The organism is Mucilaginibacter phenanthrenivorans (genome assembly GCF_024721155.1).
Taxonomy (GTDB): Bacteria; Bacteroidota; Bacteroidia; order Sphingobacteriales; family Sphingobacteriaceae; genus Mucilaginibacter; species Mucilaginibacter phenanthrenivorans.
Map to the genome: position 1 here is coordinate 121,919 of NZ_JAHVAP010000012.1, position 18,244 is coordinate 140,162.

Below are 18,244 nucleotides of genomic sequence, written 5' to 3' on the forward strand. Positions count from 1 at the left end.
TTCTGCCAGATAAAAAAGCTATCTTAGAGTTATTATGTCAACACACTCACCTGAAACAATTGTTGCCGCACACAAACATAGTAGCCTTCATAAAGAAGAACTTCTAAGAAGTTCGGTGTGCGGTTGTTTCTATTGTCTTAAGACTTATCCTCCAACATCAATTGAGGAGTGGGTAGATGAAGACAACACAAAAGGCCCAACGGCGCTTTGCCCTATTTGCGGGATTGACTCGGTAATAGGGTCGGCATCCGGCTACCCTGTAACCGATATTCAATTCCTCCAAGCTATGCATAACTATTGGTTTTAAGGTTAAGACCCCGCAGAATCTCCTGAAAAGGACCTTGCACCGCGTGCCAGGTATACATACGGCTTAATTCATCACCAATACATCCTGCAAACCATCGCAGGACCCTCTTTGAGAGGTCCTGCGGGGACGGGAATCCTTGCTAGGTTTAGGAAAACCGTTCTGCTCTTTTAAGCCTTTAAGCCGGGCTTAACGCAACATTCACCCATAGTTTATTTGCTTTGGCATCCAGCTGAAAGGATTCCGGGTGTGCTGTTAAAGGAATGTCGCCTACCTGTTTATGACTTCCCGCGTCAATAATAGCAATACCGCCGCTGCCATAACCCACGTAGATTTTATCAGCTTCGGCATCATAGCGCACATCATCAGCATCATCGGCCAATTTGATGCTGCCTGTTTTCTTTAAACTGAGGGCATTATAAAAACCGCATTCGCCTGTGCCGCCATTGGCGATAAAGATTTCCTGGTGTTTTTCGATATAAGCTACACCCTGCGGCTCATCCAATCCTTTAATACTTCCGGTTACCCTTCCGCTTTTCAAATCGACTATTTCCAGCGTGTTATTACCCAAAGCAGCCACATACACAATTTGATCTTTGATATTTATATCAATATGATCGATACGTCCCTTTACGTGAGGTAAGGCAATTTCCTTTTGCAGCGTAAAGAATTGTTTGCCGCTTTCCTGCGCCTGGCAACCGGTAAAAGATATTAACCCAGTAAACAGCAGGGTTAATGTTTTATAAGTGGCTTTTAACATCATCGCATTTAGAAATTTAATAACCGAATTTAGGGTTAGTTTCTGTTATCATACTGTAGCGTTAATTTAAAATCTTTATCCTGATACCTGCATTCACCACTACACCATCTAACGGCGCGTATATATCCTTAAAATCCGGGTTGGTGATACTACCGGTATAAATGCGGCCCCATTTGGTTTGCCTTTGGTCAGTCAGGTTCTCCGCATTCACAAAAATATCGAGGCGCTTCCACATTTTTTGAACCAGCAAACCGAAAGTGATATAACCTTTGCCGGTCGTGCCGTCGCTTAACAGTTGCGGCCCGGTATAAAAGCTTTCAGCACCAAAGCGGAAGCTTCCTTCAATTTCATAAGTCGAATCAAAGCTGAATTGATGCTTCGGCGTCAGGGGCTGTGTCCCCGTTATCCCGCCAAAATATTGTTTGGTATCTGTGTAGGTATAACCCAGGTAAAACACCAGTTCATCCATCACCAACTTAATATTAGTTTCAGCCCCCTTTGAAAGTAAATGGCCGGGTGCATTCACGAAGGTATTATTTTGCAGGATCAGGGGTCGGTCAACTCTCGTCGAAAAGAACAATTGGTTGATATTGATCAACGCTTCATCGCCTAATGCGCTATGGTAGTTGAGATCGCCGTTTAAACCATAAGATTGCTCAGCCTGGGTATTACCGATATTTAAGGGCTGGATATGCTGGTAACCGTCCTGTTCACTTTCATCATTAAACAGCGTTGGCATCTTATAGCCTAATCCACCGCCAATGCGGCTGGTCAGGTGTTCAGTGAGTTTAAACAGGGCATTTAGCCGCGGTAAGATAAAAAGGCCGTTCGACGGTTTAGCCGGTGCAGGCGTATTATCATCTACCCGCAGGCCGCCTTCTAATGAAAACCAATTGGTAGCTTTATACGTATTTTGTACAAAAGCGCCAATGGTGGTCAAATTGTAGTTCAGGCTGTTTTGAGGCGGTTCAGCCGTAAAATTATCCGTGAGTAAATTAGCACCGGCAACCCACGATGCTTTTTCGCCGTTGTGCACATAATTTACTTCACTAAAAGAAGAAACCTGCCTGCCCTTGAAATCAAACCCGGGCTCGCTTAACTGCCGGTTGAAGAAACCGACGGTGTTTTTAAAGTTGATCCGACTTTTGTCATCTATTTTATGGGTAAAGGATAATTGCGTTGAAAAGCGGAAAGTTTTATTGCGCTCGAAATATTGATGAACATTATCAGCGTTACCGGCTATGACCTGCATATCGCCACCTAACCGGTTCTCATAAGTAGTATTTACCCCAAACCAGCCGGAATTATGGTCGTCCATATATAAAAACATCTTAGGGTTGACGGTAAAGCGATTGGTTTGCGGAATTGCCGATAACCCGGTATTTGACGGGTCATAAGCCCCGTTATAGTTATAGGAGCCGAATATGGTTGTCCCGATATGCTGCCATTTCTGGCTGTAGAAAACACTGGCATCCGTGCCTTTGGCGGTTGTGCCGTTTAACAGCATCGTTAACTCCGGCTCTTTTTCCGGCACCTTGCCGATCAGGTTTACCAATCCGGCGATTGCGCCGCCACCATAAAGCGTGGACGCAGAACCTTTGATAAATTCTACCTGTCTCAAATCCAGCGGACTGATCTGCAATAAACTTAAGTTACCAGAGTAGCCGGAATAAAGCGGCATCCCATCCTGTAATAATTGGGTATAGCGGCTGTCCAACCCCTGGATGCGAAAACTGGCGGTCCCGCTTACCGCCGAGGTTTGCTGTACATGGATGCCCGTGGTTTCGCCAAGCAACATTTTTATGTCGCCCGGCCGCATCGTGCTTTTTTCATCCAGTTCTTCTAAAGGCAGGGCTTCTATCCGGGTTGGGATATCGCGCAGGTTCTGATCAGTACGGGTGGTTTGAACGACGACCTCTGCCAGTTCACCCGTTGAAGGTTCTAAACTGATCTCCAGGATTTGCTCCGGGGCTTTCTGTGGAAAGGCGTAAACCATTTCGCGTTTGACGAAACCTACATAAGTGATCTCCATCTCAAATTTGCCATTAGGAATATTGGGTATTGTAATTAAACCGCTGGTATCGGCACTGGCTGATATTTTCAGGTCGGGTATATTTGCAGTCGCGCCTTTCAGCGCGGCTTTAGTTTGATAGTTAAATACTTTTGCTTTAAAGGTGTTTTGTGCCATTAGGCCACAATAAAGCAGCATAACAGGCAGCAGCATGAAAATCCTTTTCATGGATATAAGAATAATAGCCTGGGCTAAAGCCCCGGGCAGATGAATAATGGACTAAGAAGTTTTAATTGGGAAATTAAAATCAGGCGAGCGGTGGCCTGAATAGTTCATTACGATAATCGGAGGTATAAAAATTGGGTAGGAATGCAGGATGTTCCAGGTCAACCGCAGGCCTATCCAGCAGTCTGATCTGGCTATGCGAAAAAACAATATTCAACGGGCTGGCCTGGTGCTGGAACTGTACATCGCAACCTTTTGCCGGTGTCTTGTCATGCTCGTTATGGCCGAAAAGATCCTTGCCGTGCATGAGGTAATCGCCAATAAAATCAATAACGCCTACCTCTTCCGCAGAAGTGATGAGGGTATAATTATGATACATTTTCGGAATATCGCGCAATAAAGAAAAATCACCTAAAGGCAGGATCAGGCTGCCGGTTAAAAACAGGCTTGCCAAAAAACAACAGGTGATTCTTTTGAACATTGCTAACAAAGATAACCAAAGCGTGGTATGTACTGCATAGTAGCTACTTAAATTATTATAAATCCTAACTTTAGATACCTATGAAATGGATTACCCGTGAACATCCCAAAATTGACCGAATTGCCTGCCCATGGCTGATCAAACGATTTATTGATGCCGATGCTGAAATTATTTATGTGCCATTTGAAGATGTGATCAGCAAAGCGGAGGAATTAGGGGCGATCCCTTTTGACCTGCCGGATGTGGAATACACGCATTATGATGACCAGTGCAGTTTCGACTATTTCATCAAAAAACATCAATTGAAGGATGCGGCGCTCGACCGGGTAGCGGCCATTGTAAGGGGGGCCGATACTGACCGCCATGATTTTGCACCGCAAGCCGCCGGGCTGGAAGCAATTTTTTCCGGGCTTGCCTTTAATATCAAAAATGATCATGAACTGTTAGCGTTGGGAATGACCATCTATGATGGCCTATACAGCTGGGCCAAACACCTGCACCAATTGAAGCATACACAGGGCGGCCCGGTGGAACAAATGCTTTTAGAGGTATACCATAAATACATTAAGCAAAGCAAATTCAAAAAAGCTCCCGAATGGGCGAAGGACCTCAAAGAAATGATACAGGACCAGCTTGATACCAATATGGCCTTGAGTTTGCAACAGGTATCGAGCGAGCTGGAGATTAACCCCGCTTATTTATCAAGGGAGTTTTCCAAATATTTTGATAACCTGTCCTTCGGCGACTATATCCGAAAATTGCGTATCGATAAAGCCAAAAACCTGATGGATACGACTGATTATTCTTTAACGGAGATCGCTTACCTCACCGGGTTTTCCGATCAGAGCCATTTTACACGGATCTTTAAGAAACAGACCGGAGAAAATCCTTCAGTTTACAAAAGAAATGGCGGTAAAAGTAAAAAGGATACCAAATAGTTAAATCTGTACAATTTTATCGCTTTTTCAATGGGTAGTATTGCATAGTTTAAACAAACTATCCATATGAAAACAAACACCTTCACCCGCAGGCAAGCCCTGCAGGCTACCGCTGTGTTAGACACTGCTCTATTTTTACCTGTAGATAAATTACAGGCCAAACACTTAAACGATTTTGACAAAACACCGGCGATCACCGCAGAGGAAATGGCTGCTATTGACGCCGCCCTGGGCAAAAAGGGCAGCTATAAAGATGCAGAATCCGTTTATACGACACCGCTGCCCCGGAATGACCTGAAGATGAAAATTAAAGGTGAGCCCGTTCCGATCCCCTTCGGTTTCGGCGGTTGGGTATCCTTTAAGAAAACTGCAGACGGCAAATCAGCGATGGTGATGAGCGACACGGTATTGCAAATGGAAGAAGTTAATCCCCTGATTTCTGCCGCACATGCCAATGGACTAGAAATATCAGCAATTCATAACCACTTCTTTTACGAAGAACCGCGTATTTTTTATATGCACATTCACGGCACGGGGACGGTAGAAGAACTGGCAAAAAAATATGCAAACACGATCCGTGACAGCAAGCTATTCCCGGCAAACCAACCAGCGCCGGCCGCACCGCCAACTGTAACCGGAAAAGATAACTTTGACCTGCCTGCGCTGGATGCCATCGTGAAGGCGACCGGTACGGTAAACGGCCCGACCTATAAATACACGATTGGCCGCAGCGACCTGAAGGTTATAATGATGGGTGTGGAAATGACCACGAATATTGGATTAAATACCTGGGCTTCATTCGCGGGTAAACAGGATGACGCCCATATCGCGGGCGATGTCGCGATGTTGCAAAGCGAAGTCAACACGGTGATAAAAACGTTAAGGGCGCATAACCTGGAAATTGTGGCAGTTCACAACCACATGCTGGGCGACGATCCGCACATGATCTTCCTGCATTACTATGGACGGGGTAAAGCGACAGATCTGGCACAGGGTTTCCGTGCGGCTTTGGATGTTTTAGGAAAAGCACCAATGGGCGGTATGAAAATGTAATGGCTAAACCATCAGTAAAACCGGCTTATTCCTTAGTTGACCTGGCTAAGTATTTCCTGAAGTTAGGCACCTGGGGCTTTGGCGGCCCGGTGGCATTGGTGGGTTATATGCATCGTGATTTGGTGGAACACAAGAACTGGCTAACCGAAGAAGAATATAAAGAGGGCCTGGCGCTGGCACAATTGGCGCCGGGGCCTTTGGCTGCGCAATTGGGGATCTATATCGGCTTTGTTCACTACAGGTTTATCGGGGCAACGCTGGCGGGCCTGGCCTTTGTGCTGCCGTCTTTTATCATGGTTGTACTGTTGGGTATGGCGTACCAGCTTTACGGCGGCCTGGCCTGGATGCAGGCGGTATTTTATGGGGTGGGCGCAGCAGTAATAGGCATCATCGGTATGAGTGCTTACAAGCTGACCATTAAGACCATTAGCAAATTTGAATTTGCCGCCATGAAAAGCAAATGGTTGCTGTGGGTATTTTATACCATCGGCATTATTATCACAATTATTACCCAAAAAGAAGAAATCCTTTTGTTTTTGGCTTGCGGAATTCTGTATATGCTGATCAAAGCACCACCACATTGGATTAGAAGGCCCACCATTGCACCCGCCGGAATTTTGCTTTCGGTTGGTTTCTGGAAATACGATGGTAAACTCTTGTCTGAGATTGGTTGGTTCTTTTTAAAGGCAGGCGCATTTGTCTTTGGGAGCGGGCTTGCCATCGTTCCATTCCTGCATGGAGGCGTGGTTAAGGAGTTTGGCTGGTTAAACGAAAAACAGTTTGTGGATGCCGTGGCTGTCGCCATGATCACGCCTGGCCCGGTGGTTATTACGGTTGGTTTTATCGGTTACCTTGTTGCGGGTTTCCCTGGTGCCTGCATTGCAGCATTAGCCACCTTTTTGCCTTGTTATGTGTTTACAGTTGCCCTGGCACCATCCTTTAAAAAGATTGCCAAAAATGCAAGCATCAAAGCGTTCGTTGACGGTATTACCGCCTCGGTGATCGGCGCGCTGGTCGGCTCCGTGGTTATTATTGGTTTGCGGTCAATTACCGATATCCCCACGGTAATAATCGCGGTTGTCGCCGTGCTGGCACTCATCTACATTAAAAAGTTACAGGAACCTTACATCATTGGAATTGCCGCAGTTATTGGGTTGCTGATTAAAATGTAATACAAAACCAACAGAAAAACATTCCATTTTTCTATATCATAAATGATTTGATTATCCTCTTGCTCTTTTCTTAATACTGCAAAAGTGCTTCGAAAATTGTTCTGTCAGGATGACAATCCTGCCTTGGTTATTTTTATCGTTATGTCTTATTTCTACCCGAGGGATTCTTATTTATTTAGGCAACCCATAAAATCCGTCAACCTGTTAAATGGTAAATTCACCAATCGTTCCGATGGAACGAAACTGCGCTTATTGTAATTTCTACCTGTCTTGTACAGAAATAAGTTTCGGGTCAAGAATCGTTCTTTTTCGGACGATAAGTGTACCGTTTCCGCACACATTAATATTAAACTTGCCGTATAGATGACTGCATTTCAGCTATTTACTTTCTTTGCATTGAATTTGTCAAAACTTATAAAAAAATAACGCATGAAAATTCTATACAAACTTTTTGTTACATTAATTCTTTTTACAACTTGCTATTTATCATCCGTTACTGCACAATCTAGTACGAAACTTCCGCTTCCTAAAGTAGATCAAAGGGTGGAGCTGTTAAGTATCGTTTTCAGGCTGGCTGGTAGCGAGGAGTATAGCGCACCGAATAATAAAAACTATGTTCTTGATATTCATCGTCATTTTGATAAATTCGTCAATCACCCGCTCATTAAATATATTAAAGTATTAAGAGATAGCAACAGTGTAGGCTATAATGCGGTGATGTCAATGGCGATACACTTGAAAATGCCGCCTGAACTTGACCCGATTGTTCCTTTTTCAACCTGGCTGCCGGATGGAAAATGGACAATACCTGCTGCCGAAAAATTTAACGCTTTGTTAAAGCAGTTTTATAAAGATGCCGACTGTCGTTCGTTCTTCCAGTCACAGCAAAATAACTATGCAATTGCAGAAAAACAGTTTCTTCCGTTATTTAAACAAGTGGATGTGAATTGGTACTTTAAATTCTACGGTAAAGCGCCAAACGAAACTTTTAATATCATTATCGGGTTAGGTAACGGCGGCACCAATTTTGGTCCGCATATCAACTTGCCTGATCATCCAAAAAAAGTATACGCCATTGTAGGTTCTTCCTCCTTCGACAGCCTGGGAACTCCTGTTTATGAAAGTAAATATGGTCTGCCACTCCTGATCCATGAGTTCAATCACTCCTTTGTTAATCATCTTACAGATCTGAATGAAAAGGCCCTGGACAGTGCAGGGAAAATTATTTTTGAAAAAGAAGGGGATAGAATGCGCAGGCAAAAATATCCTGAATGGAAGGTTATGATGAGCGAAGCACTGGTAAGGGCGGCAGTAATACAATACTTAAAGGAGCACGATCCGGATACGCTTGTTGCTGATGGAGAATTGAAGAATCAACTTGCCAATGGTTTTGTGTGGATGAGAAGCCTGGTGGCTCTACTTGGTCAATATGAAAAACAAAGGAGCACTTATCCTACACTGGAAAGTTTTATGCCACGCATAGTCAGCTATTATAATCAGGTTGCTCCCAATATCAGAACTTACGACGATGACTATAATAATCTTTGCGCCCGCGTGATATCGACAGAACCGTTTAATAATGATACTACTGTTAGCTCAAAAATCACAGAGATAAGGTTTCATTTTGATAAGAAGCTGGATGGCATCAGGACCTTTTTTGGTCCCGGTAAAAAGGGAATTGACCATTATTCAAAGCCAAAAGGGTTTACCTTTACCGATGATAATAAAACTATAGTAATGAAGATTGGATTGTTAAGGCCCAATACTGATTATCAGGTCAATATTTCGGGGTATTTAATGAAAACATCCGATGGTTATGCCGTGCAAAACTACCTTTTAAATTTTAAGACAGGTGATTAGAATTGAATCCGCGGAAACAACTTGTTATTTGATAAACTATATATGTTATTGCAAACATTCATATGTATAACAACACCCGGATTTACTTGATTAAGGGCCGGCAGGTGGCAGCTGCAATAGGATTGCCCACTGTGTTATATCCGGAGCAAGGGTTTACCAACAAAAATCATTGCAGTATATTGCTATTTCCCCCCAAATTTTTGCAGCCTTAAGGTAAATGACGCCAGGCAATACCTGCCAAGCCGATTGGTGTTACTTTGAGTAATATAGCTTGGTGTAATGATGTTTGAATAACCCGTGTTTTGGTTAAACACATCAAATATCGCCAGCCTTACTGTTGCTTTATGTCCCGTCATAAACCGCCGTTCTACATACATATTCAATAGGTTCGGATTGGTGACACGGATGCCGTCAGTATATCCATAGTTAAAAGCCTTGCTGTAATCATAGCTTACTGTCCAGTCGTGAATGTAGTTTTTACCGCTGAGGCCAAGATTCCATACCCGGATATTTGAGGTTGAATTGGTTAGATTATCCCGGATCGAATTAAAGGTTTTATTGATGGAATAGTTTGTTAGAAACTGTGCGTCGATCACATCCGGCAGGTCGAGCCTGAAACGCATACCCGGCGTAAATGCCAGCGTACGGGCTGTGTTTTTTTCGGTGGTTTCATTATAGTCCACCGCGTCCACATTGGTAATATAGCCAATACTGTTTGTAAAGCGCAATGATCCGTTTAATGAAAGGGAGTATTTACGGTTGTCCCATGGATTGGTAAAGCTTGCGTATCCCGAAGCCGTATAAAAGCCATTCGCATTGAGGTATTTAGTGAAATAGGAATTATCCAGCAGCGGATTGGGTATATAATTTGCCGGGTAGATAACCGTATTGGTAACTACCTGGTTTTGGGTTTGCGAAAATGATGCGTTGGTGAAAAGCGTCCTGTTATTTCCAAAGTCAAAAAAGTTGTATTGAACGGATAAGTTGTTAGTAAATGAAGGTTTCAGGGCTGGGTTACCCTGCACCGGGTATAGGGCATTGGAATAGTCGGTTGCGGGCTGAAGCTGGGTGAACGAGGGTTGTGTGTTTTCGCCATAATAGTTCATACTGAATGTTTTGTTTTTAGAAATATCATAAACAAAATGCGCTGTAGGCACAATATTGAAGGTCGTGCGCCGCAGAAGCCCGCTTTCCGGTATGTTCCCCTCCAGCACCGCCGGCAACACAGCCAGCCCCAGGGTATAGTTATATTTATCCTTACGGACATAATTAAAATTCACACCTACACGATTAGTGATGAAGCTATAATTGTAATGGCTGCTCAATATACTATCCGGGTGAAAGCTATTGGTTAAGGTATCCATTATATCATCCCGCCGGTCGCTGGTGGTCTTTGCTAAGTTGAAGGCATAGTTGAACTGTAAAAACGAGTATTGCCCCATCGGCTCCAAATAGGAGATGTTTGCCGTATAAGTATCGGTACGGCTTTTAGTGGCTACCTGCTGATTGGGCAAGGACGCGGGCCCGGCCGTGAAGTCATAAACAGGCGTTTGGTAATAATTATTGTGTGCCAGGTTAGCCGACAGATCAATACTCAGGTCGCGCCCCTTCCTTTTAAAGCGATGGTTAAATAGTGCCGTAAAGCCGAATGAGGGTGAATTAAGATTGCTTTTATTAAGTGAATTGTACGCCGAATTAACGGTATCGGCGCGCATGGAAACATTCTGTGCGGTTTGTGTTCCGTTACTGCCTGCATAGCTGAACACCGGCGTCACCTTCAGGTAATTGGCATCGTCGGGTTTATATTCCATGTTCCATTGAATGCTGTGGTTGATATTTCTATCCGTTTCCCTGCTGAGCTGACTGGTGGAGCCTGGATTGTTCAGGGTGGTATTTTGCTGTAACGTATTGCTACTGGTAAAAACTGTATTATCCGAGAAGTTATAACTGCCGTAAACCGAAAGGTGTTTGCCCCATTGGTCACGGTAATTAAAGCCTGCGGCATGCGTGTCGGTTATGCCGTTCACGCCGCTCGCCTGGCTGGTAAAATTCCCGCTACCGCCCATCGCCTTTATGCTTATGCCCCCCAAGCCGCCAATCTGCAATTTATCCATCGCACTTTTTTTTAGTTTCAATATATCGCTACCGCCGGATGGTGGTGGTGTGGGCGTACCGAATGAAAAAGTGTTCACATTGGTATTATTTATGTTCCCCAGCAATGCTATTTGCTCATCGCCGTTAAAAATAAAATCGTTCAGCAGCCCGATGTAGCGGTTATCATTCTGCACACCTTGCTGGTTAGGCAAAACATCTCGTCCGTCGCCTAATGTAGCCTGCCCGGTGTAACCATGGCTTTTGCTTGATTTAATGTTAATGTTCATGATCTTGGTTGGGTCGCCGGTTTTAACGCCTGTAAGGTTCGCCTGGTCGCCGTAATCGTCTATCATCTGCACATTTTCCACTACATCTGCCGGTATATTCTGCATAGCTGCCTGCACATCGCCATTAAAAAAATCCTTACCGTTCATGCGTACCTTTGTAACCTGTTTGCCTTGCGCGGTTACATTACCATTGGCGTCTACGTCTACACCGGGCAGCTTAGCTACAAGGTCGGCCAGGGGCGCATTATCCCGCACCTTGTAGGCGCTGGCCTTATATTCAATTGTATCCTCCTTAAACACTACCGGGTTAACGCTAACTATGTTTACGCCGCTTAACATCTGCACATCGGTTTTAAGCATCACGTTTATACCCGAAACTTTACCCGTATCCAGGGTATAGTGCCTTATTAATCCCTGGTAACCGATAGCGTAAAAGGTGAGTGTAACCTTAACAGCGCCCACATTCCTGAATTGAAAAATGCCTTTATCATCTGTTGCCGTTACTAATGTATCCTTCGGGGCGGATACCAATTTGACCGTTACTCCCGGAATTGGCCTTTTCGTCGAATCTGTCACCATGCCCCTTACTAAACGGTTTTGTGCGAAGGCATTTAGGGTAAAGAATAAAATGCAAGCAAGGCTGAAAAGATATTTGTTCATTGTAAATTGTGCTTTTATTCAGGTCACAGCACACTTCATTATGTTTCAATATTTATTTTCAAAAAAACTGAAACGTTTAACACCTAATGGTGACCTGATTATAAAAGCGAAGAACGAACAAGACATTGGGGCAGGAAGAAGTTGATTTAATAACGAGGTGCCTGAAGGGTGATATCAAAAGCTATGAGCTGTTATATAACAGGTATAGCCAGGCGATGTATCACACTTGTTTGCGTATTGTGATGAATGCTGTTGATGCTGAGGATATTTTGCAGGAAGCCTTTATGGAGGCATTTGTTAACCTGGGTAAGCTTAAAGACACTGCAGCCTTTGGCGGATGGATAAAACGCATCATGATCAACAAATCGGTAAACTTTGTGCAGCGGCACCGAAAAAGCTGGATTGATGCCGACGATACTGAGTTGATGAATATCCCCGAGGACCCGGCATTTGATGAATCTGAATTCCAGGGTAAGGTTGATGCTGTCATAAACGCTATGGGTACGCTGCCCGAAAAATACAGGATGGTAATCAACCTCCACATTTTCGAGCAACTGAGCTTTGAAGAAATCGCCTCGGTATTGAATATGCCCTCCTCGACCGTTAGGGTACAATACCTGCGGGGGAAACAAAAAATATTAGATAGTTTAAGCAAGTAGCGGGATATGGAAAACGAGTTTGAAAAATATTTGCATAAAAACAGGGCGCGTTTTGAGGAGGGATCACCCTCGCCCCGCGTTTGGGAAAAACTACAGCGCAACCTCACTGAGCAGCATGCACGCCGTCAACGTATCATCAGGATACGGCGTATCAGTTTGGGCATTGCCGCAGGCGTCCTGCTTTGCATAGGTGCAATGCTGTTGCTATTTAAAAATAACAGCCGGTTAAGCCGCAATGCTATAACCCAAAATACCATGCGCCGCGACAGTACGATTGAGAGCCAAAAATTACTGGCAGAAAAGATAGAACTGGACAGTACTGAGCGGATAGCAGGCATAACGGACAATAAAACCCGGCAATCCCTTTACAGTTATGCAAAACGGATAGAGACCAGGCAAAAACAACTGGCCGTGTTACAGCAGCTAAATCCCGACTTATATGCCCGGTCGCAGAAGGTACTTATGGACCTGAATATGGGATATAACCAGTTACAAAAGCAACTGCCGGGAAGCCTTGATCAGCAAAAAGTACTGAAAGCGCTGATACAAAACCTAAAAATGCAGGAACTGATATTAAATAACCAATTGCAGTTGCTTGAAGAATTGCAAATACCTGATAATGCTTCTGATGGAAAAAAGGATAAGAAAATATAGCCTGATCATTTTGACTTGCCTGCTATTGCTGCCTGTGCTGCTGCGTGCGGACGATCTTTTGCAAAAGGCGCAGAAAACCGTCGTCAAAAAAATTGCCGTTGCCAAAAACATGCAGCTAAATATCAGCAATCAGTATGGCGGTATCGTGATCCAACGCTGGAAGCGTACATCGGCGATGATACAGGTGACTATCACCGGGCGATCGGTAAAATTGTCGAGGGCAAATACATTGATCCGGTTTGTGACGATCAAAACCAGCAAGATACCCGGTGCGGTTAGCCTCGAAACCGTTATCGATACATTGGCACAGCACATCAACCCTTCATCCGGCGAGCAATGCCTTATCAGTTATACGGTTTTTGTGCCTGCCGGCCTTAAGCTGGCTGTTACTAACCGCTTCGGCAATATCCAGGTGAAAAGCTTTGAGGGCGAACTGGCTATTGATGAAAAATTCGGCGATTTGAAGATTGAGCGCGCCTCAGGGCCAATCAGGATCGATGCGGAGCAAGGCAGTGCTGATATCGATCGCATCCACGGCGGATCGCTTAGGTTCAAAGGTTTTACACAGGTACGTATTGGGGAGCTTTCAGGTGCCGTGGACGCCAGGTTTTGGTCGGGCGGCAGCGTCGACCTCGGTTTGTCCAATGACCTGCAAAAGCTCAGCATCAACGCCGATAACGTAAAGCCGCTTAACATCACGAACCTTAAATTGGCCAATGCCGACCTTAAAATCCACAGCACAGTATCGAAGATCATCTATAACGGGCGAATCATGCTCACCCTGGAAAAAACTTTAAATGTCACCTTAAAAAAGCCGTTGAAAATCGATACCGTTTTCGTTATGGGAAAGTCAGATACCACAAAAAAAATAGCTGAAAAACTGCTGAACCTGAAAAAAATCAGCATAACCGCGATGAAAAGCGTGGATTATACATTAAAAACAGGGTCGGCAACTACTGGAATCAAGATCGATGTATCCTTTTGTGTAGTGAATGTGAAGGATTAAGATTTTTCGAATCTTACCGCTCCGACCTATAGGTTGCCCAACAACCAATAAAACACGGAAGTCGGACAATCATAACAGCGTCATAAAACATCAGAAAATGAATTTATCAGTAAACTTAGTTGACTAATATAGTCAACTAAGTTTACATTTGTCTTGTTAAACTTCAAAAGATGAAAACAACAAATCAACTCATCAAATTAGTGAATAAAATATTTTTTATGTCGCTGCTTCTTGTGTTAGGACTGAATGCTGCATTCGCACAAAATGATTGGAAACTGAGTACCGAAAAGGACGGCATAAAAATATACACCAGCATACTGCCCGATTCAAAAATAAAAGCCATTAAAGTGGAGGCTGACTTTGATGCAACACCATCGCAGTTGGTTGCCATAGTAATGGATGTTAACACTGCTCCGGATTGGGTATACCATGTTAAATCGGCTAAGCTGATTAAGCAGGTATCGGCAACAGAGCTTTACTATTATTCAGAGGTTACTTTGCCCTGGCCCGTAGCCAACCGTGATTTTGTGGCTCATTTAACAGTGAGCCAGGATCCGGCTACAAAAGTAGTGACGATTGATGGCCCGGCGGTACCCGGCGTTGTTCCGGTAAAAAAAGGCATTGTAAGGATAGAAAACTCTATCGGCAAATGGGTTATCACACCGCTGGGGGCAAACCAGGTACATGTTCAATATTCTATCCACGTAGATCCGGGAGGCGCTCTTCCATCATGGCTGGTTAATATTTTTGCGACAGACGCGCCTGTGAAAATTTTTAAGAGCCTTAAAACACAATTGACAAAGCCTGATTACAAAAACACCGTCTTTGCATTTGTAAAAAATTAACCCGGTACGTTCTTACTTTTAACGTTCCATAACTTGCTGATCCTGCAGACAAACTGCGGGATCGCTCATTTATAACAGATTTCCCCCTTGTATTTTCATCTTAATGTCAACAGCATCATAACAGCGTCACAATACGGTAAAAACTGATTTTTTGGTAAACCAAGTTGACTAAAATTGGTCAACTTAGTTTACCTTTGTATTGTTAAATCAGTAATCATGAAAACGCAATGCATCAACATCGACCAAAATCTTTTAGATATAACTAATCTAATGATCACCAATGCAAAGAGCTCAAAATTGAATAAGCTTTTTTTTGCATCCAACTTTTCAACCGCGAAGCTAGGGTATTACCTGCTTCCACTGGCTAAACAAATTTTCAAAGAAACCTTCATGGGTGCAGATATGGAGATGGGGATCCTCCTGATTTTCCTGCAAGACTATTTTTTTTCTGCCACTGATGCCATCAGGAATAACGCTGTAACCAACCTGTTTAAAAAAATTAAAGGCAGCAAAAGAAACGTCGCAGTACCAGCTTCTGAAATGATTTACAATCATCCGCAAGCTGCCTGAGGCCTCAATAATATTTTAATATCATGAAAACGGACCATTTTTCCAAAATCATTAAAAGCACGCTGATACTTTTATTCCTAACGTTATCAACCACGTTGATGGCACAGCAAACCATTGTTAAGGGAGTAGTTACAGATATGCGCACCCACGAAACCATGCCCGCTGTAAGTGTTTCCTTTGATGGAACCACCATAGGCGGCAGCACGGATGTTAAGGGCAATTACAGAATTAGCACCGACGGCAACTATAGCCGCATCAAGGTTACCTTTATAGGTTATAAAACCTTTTACCAGGATATTAACCCCGGCACAACGCAAACTATAAACATCTCGTTAAGTGAAGACAGGAGAGTATTGACCGAGGTAGTGGTAAAAAGCGGTAAAAAAACCAAATACACCAATAAGAACAATCCTGCTGTGGAACTGATTCGCAAGGTGATTGCCCACAAGGATCAAAACAGGCTGGAGAATTTCGACTATGCCGAATACCAGCAATACGAAAGAATGATATTTTCACTGAGTGATCTTTCTGAAAAATTTAAACAGAAGCGGATCTTTAAGAATTATCAGTTCTTGTTTATGGAGCAGGATTCTGACGCCATAGGCGGAAAAAACCTGCTGCCAATGTACATGGAAGAAAAGCTGTCTGACAACTACTTCCGCAAATCGCCATATACTAAAAAACAGGTGATCCAGGCCAACAAGCAGGTGAAGTACGACGAGAACTTTGTAGACAACGAGGGGCTTAAAGCATACTTTAACCGTATGTACATGGATATTGAGATCTATGATAATAATATCCCGTTATTGGGTAACCAATTGCTGAGCCCTATTGCCGATGGTGCACCATCATTCTACAAATTCTTTATTACCGATACCATTAAGGATGTGAGCCCCCAATTGATCGAGCTGAGTTTTACTCCGCGTAACACTACCGACATGCTTTTTACGGGTAAGATCTACATTACAATGGATGGCAACTATGCTGTACAAAAAGCGGTTTTGTCGGTAAATAAACACATCAACCTCAACTTTGTGCGCCAGATGCAAACCACCCTTAACTTTGAAAAAACAGAAGGCGGGCGCTACCGGTTGAGCCAGAGCGATTTGAAGATAGACTTTGGGCTGAACAAAAACAAAGGCGGCGGCGTGTATGGCGAGCGTGTGGTGATCATCAATAATTTTGCCGTTAACAAACCACGCCCTAAAGAGACTTATGACGGTCCTGCGCAAATGATCGCCTTTAATGCGGCAGAAAAAGGGGATGAATTTTGGAAGGCAAATCGCCCGGATACGCTGAAACCGGGACAGGCGGACATCTATAAGAATATTGACAGCCTGCAAACCCTCCCCTCCTTTAAACGGACAATGAAGCTGATTACACTTTTTGTTGCCGGGTACGATAATTTAGGGCCTTTTGAAATAGGGCCGGTAAATACCTTTTACAACTTTAACCCGGTAGAAGGCTTCAGGCTGAGGTTAGGCGGACGTACCACCACCGAACTGAGCAAACGGTATTACTTCGAGACCTATGGTGCATATGGTTTTAAGGATGAAAAGTTCAAATACTTTTTCAGCGGCACGTATTCCCTGAATAATAAATCGATCTATTCCTTTCCGCAGGACTATGTAAGAGCCAGCGTACAACGCGACACCAAGATCCCGGGCCAGGAACTGCAGTTTGTGCAGGAGGATAACTTCCTGCTGTCATTCAAGCGTGGCGACCATGGCATCTATACCTATAACGATATCTTCAGGCTGGATTACGTACACGAGTACCTGAACCATTTCTCCTACAAGTTTGAGCTAAAGGCCTGGAATCAGTCGCCTACCGGATCATTATATTATCAGAACCTGGTTGACGGCCTGCCAAATACCGTAAATAGCCTGCAAACCACTGAATTGTCAATGGAATTGCGGTACGCACCTCATGAAAAGTTTTACCAGGGTAAATTATACCGCACCCCGATACCTGACAAGTACCCTATTTATACCCTGCGTTACCAGGAAGGGATTAAAGGCCTTTTTAAGGGTGATTACAATTACCAGAATGTTACCGGCAACATAACCAAACGCTTTTACCTTTCTCAGTTAGGTTATGCAGACGTTGCGGTAGAAGGCGGTTATATCTTTAATAAGCTGCCTTATCCGTTACTGGATATCCAACATGCCAACCAGAGCTATGCATTGCAGCTGCAATCATATAACCTGATGAATTACCTGGAGTTTGTTAGTGACCACTATGCCAGCATCAATATCGATCAGCATTTTAACGGCTTCTTTTTTAACAAGATCCCATTGTTACAATCGTTGAAGTTGAGGGAAGTAGTATCATTCAAATCAGTATGGGGTGGTGTAAGGCAGGAAAACAACCCGGCCAATGATCCCAACTTATTGCAGTATCCTGTAAACGGCGATGGAAAACCCATCACTTATACACTCAACAACGGGCCATATATGGAAGCCAGCGCAGGTGTAGAAAACATTTTTAAAGTATTGCGTTTAGACATGGTTAGAAGGCTTTCTTACCTTGACCACCCCGATGCGCCAAAGTGGGGTTTAAGGGTATTTGTTAAATTTCAGTTCTAATAATGCTGACACATAAGTTAATTGCATAAAAAGCGTTAACTTGTAAACCAGATTGACTATATCAATATAAAAATAAA

At 43.7% G+C, this 18,244-nt stretch carries 14 protein-coding genes; 10 read left to right on the plus strand and 4 right to left on the minus strand.

What is annotated here, in order from left to right:
- Positions 1 to 482: 482 nt before the first annotated feature.
- The 3 genes from KXD93_RS24635 to KXD93_RS24645 all read right to left on the minus strand — a co-directional run bounded on the left by KXD93_RS24635 (position 483) and on the right by KXD93_RS24645 (position 3,781).
- Positions 483 to 1,067: a YncE family protein gene (locus KXD93_RS24635; protein ID WP_258140098.1), complete on the minus strand. Its 585-nt coding sequence runs from the start codon at positions 1,065 to 1,067 to the stop codon at positions 483 to 485.
- Between the two features lie 58 nt (positions 1,068 to 1,125).
- Positions 1,126 to 3,303: a TonB-dependent receptor gene (locus KXD93_RS24640; RefSeq protein ID WP_258140099.1), complete on the minus strand. Its 2,178-nt coding sequence runs from the start codon at positions 3,301 to 3,303 to the stop codon at positions 1,126 to 1,128.
- A 79-nt stretch (positions 3,304 to 3,382) separates the two neighbouring features.
- Positions 3,383 to 3,781 (minus strand): hypothetical protein, encoded by a 399-nt coding sequence (locus tag KXD93_RS24645; RefSeq protein WP_258140100.1) that lies wholly within the window; start codon positions 3,779 to 3,781, stop codon positions 3,383 to 3,385.
- Between the two features lie 80 nt (positions 3,782 to 3,861).
- Here KXD93_RS24645 and KXD93_RS24650 point away from each other — a divergent pair, with 80 nt between their 5' ends.
- The 4 genes from KXD93_RS24650 to KXD93_RS24665 all read left to right on the plus strand — a co-directional run bounded on the left by KXD93_RS24650 (position 3,862) and on the right by KXD93_RS24665 (position 8,804).
- Positions 3,862 to 4,719, plus strand: a complete 858-nt coding sequence (locus tag KXD93_RS24650; RefSeq protein ID WP_258140101.1) for a chromate resistance protein ChrB domain-containing protein — start codon at positions 3,862 to 3,864, stop codon at positions 4,717 to 4,719.
- A 66-nt stretch (positions 4,720 to 4,785) separates the two neighbouring features.
- Positions 4,786 to 5,772 (plus strand): DUF1259 domain-containing protein, encoded by a 987-nt coding sequence (locus tag KXD93_RS24655; protein WP_258140102.1) that lies wholly within the window; start codon positions 4,786 to 4,788, stop codon positions 5,770 to 5,772.
- Positions 5,772 to 6,944, plus strand: coding sequence for a chromate transporter (locus tag KXD93_RS24660; protein WP_258140103.1), 1,173 nt, complete (start codon positions 5,772 to 5,774; stop codon positions 6,942 to 6,944). Before KXD93_RS24655 ends, KXD93_RS24660 begins: the two co-directional genes overlap by 1 nt.
- Positions 6,945 to 7,373: 429 nt before the next feature.
- Positions 7,374 to 8,804, plus strand: a complete 1,431-nt coding sequence (locus KXD93_RS24665) for a DUF4932 domain-containing protein (protein ID WP_258140105.1) — start codon at positions 7,374 to 7,376, stop codon at positions 8,802 to 8,804.
- A 182-nt stretch (positions 8,805 to 8,986) separates the two neighbouring features.
- On the opposite strand, the gene KXD93_RS24670 is transcribed toward KXD93_RS24665, so the two are convergent.
- Positions 8,987 to 11,845, minus strand: coding sequence for an outer membrane beta-barrel protein (locus KXD93_RS24670; protein ID WP_258140106.1), 2,859 nt, complete (start codon positions 11,843 to 11,845; stop codon positions 8,987 to 8,989).
- 125 nt (positions 11,846 to 11,970) lie between these two features.
- Here KXD93_RS24670 and KXD93_RS24675 point away from each other — a divergent pair, with 125 nt between their 5' ends.
- The 6 genes from KXD93_RS24675 to KXD93_RS24700 all read left to right on the plus strand — a co-directional run bounded on the left by KXD93_RS24675 (position 11,971) and on the right by KXD93_RS24700 (position 18,167).
- The gene (locus tag KXD93_RS24675; RefSeq protein ID WP_258140108.1) at positions 11,971 to 12,504 is read left to right on the plus strand and encodes an RNA polymerase sigma factor; all 534 of its coding nucleotides are present in this window, start codon (positions 11,971 to 11,973) and stop codon (positions 12,502 to 12,504) included.
- Between the two features lie 6 nt (positions 12,505 to 12,510).
- Positions 12,511 to 13,158, plus strand: a complete 648-nt coding sequence (locus KXD93_RS24680; RefSeq protein WP_258140109.1) for a hypothetical protein — start codon at positions 12,511 to 12,513, stop codon at positions 13,156 to 13,158.
- The gene (locus KXD93_RS24685; RefSeq protein WP_258140110.1) at positions 13,133 to 14,164 is read left to right on the plus strand and encodes a hypothetical protein; all 1,032 of its coding nucleotides are present in this window, start codon (positions 13,133 to 13,135) and stop codon (positions 14,162 to 14,164) included. The genes KXD93_RS24680 and KXD93_RS24685 overlap by 26 nt, the downstream gene beginning before the upstream one ends.
- Positions 14,165 to 14,334: 170 nt before the next feature.
- Positions 14,335 to 15,009: an START domain-containing protein gene (locus KXD93_RS24690; RefSeq protein WP_258140111.1), complete on the plus strand. Its 675-nt coding sequence runs from the start codon at positions 14,335 to 14,337 to the stop codon at positions 15,007 to 15,009.
- Positions 15,010 to 15,225: 216 nt separating this feature from the next.
- Positions 15,226 to 15,579, plus strand: coding sequence for a hypothetical protein (locus KXD93_RS24695; RefSeq protein WP_258140113.1), 354 nt, complete (start codon positions 15,226 to 15,228; stop codon positions 15,577 to 15,579).
- Between the two features lie 23 nt (positions 15,580 to 15,602).
- Complete coding sequence (locus KXD93_RS24700) at positions 15,603 to 18,167, plus strand: DUF5686 and carboxypeptidase-like regulatory domain-containing protein (RefSeq protein WP_258140115.1); 2,565 nt, start codon at positions 15,603 to 15,605, stop codon at positions 18,165 to 18,167.
- The last annotated feature ends 77 nt before the right edge of the window (positions 18,168 to 18,244 follow it).

Coding starts and splice junctions, on each gene's coding strand:
- KXD93_RS24690 (WP_258140111.1), top strand. CDS start 14,335: ATGAAAACAACAAATCAACTCATCAAATTAGTGAATAAAATATTTTTT.
- KXD93_RS24650 (WP_258140101.1), top strand. CDS start 3,862: ATGAAATGGATTACCCGTGAACATCCCAAAATTGACCGAATTGCCTGC.
- KXD93_RS24660 (WP_258140103.1), top strand. CDS start 5,772: ATGGCTAAACCATCAGTAAAACCGGCTTATTCCTTAGTTGACCTGGCT.
- KXD93_RS24680 (WP_258140109.1), top strand. CDS start 12,511: ATGGAAAACGAGTTTGAAAAATATTTGCATAAAAACAGGGCGCGTTTT.
- KXD93_RS24645 (WP_258140100.1), bottom strand. CDS start 3,781: ATGTTCAAAAGAATCACCTGTTGTTTTTTGGCAAGCCTGTTTTTAACC.
- KXD93_RS24655 (WP_258140102.1), top strand. CDS start 4,786: ATGAAAACAAACACCTTCACCCGCAGGCAAGCCCTGCAGGCTACCGCT.
- KXD93_RS24670 (WP_258140106.1), bottom strand. CDS start 11,845: ATGAACAAATATCTTTTCAGCCTTGCTTGCATTTTATTCTTTACCCTA.
- KXD93_RS24635 (WP_258140098.1), bottom strand. CDS start 1,067: ATGATGTTAAAAGCCACTTATAAAACATTAACCCTGCTGTTTACTGGG.
- KXD93_RS24700 (WP_258140115.1), top strand. CDS start 15,603: ATGAAAACGGACCATTTTTCCAAAATCATTAAAAGCACGCTGATACTT.
- KXD93_RS24685 (WP_258140110.1), top strand. CDS start 13,133: ATGGAAAAAAGGATAAGAAAATATAGCCTGATCATTTTGACTTGCCTG.
- KXD93_RS24640 (WP_258140099.1), bottom strand. CDS start 3,303: ATGAAAAGGATTTTCATGCTGCTGCCTGTTATGCTGCTTTATTGTGGC.
- KXD93_RS24665 (WP_258140105.1), top strand. CDS start 7,374: ATGAAAATTCTATACAAACTTTTTGTTACATTAATTCTTTTTACAACT.
- KXD93_RS24695 (WP_258140113.1), top strand. CDS start 15,226: ATGAAAACGCAATGCATCAACATCGACCAAAATCTTTTAGATATAACT.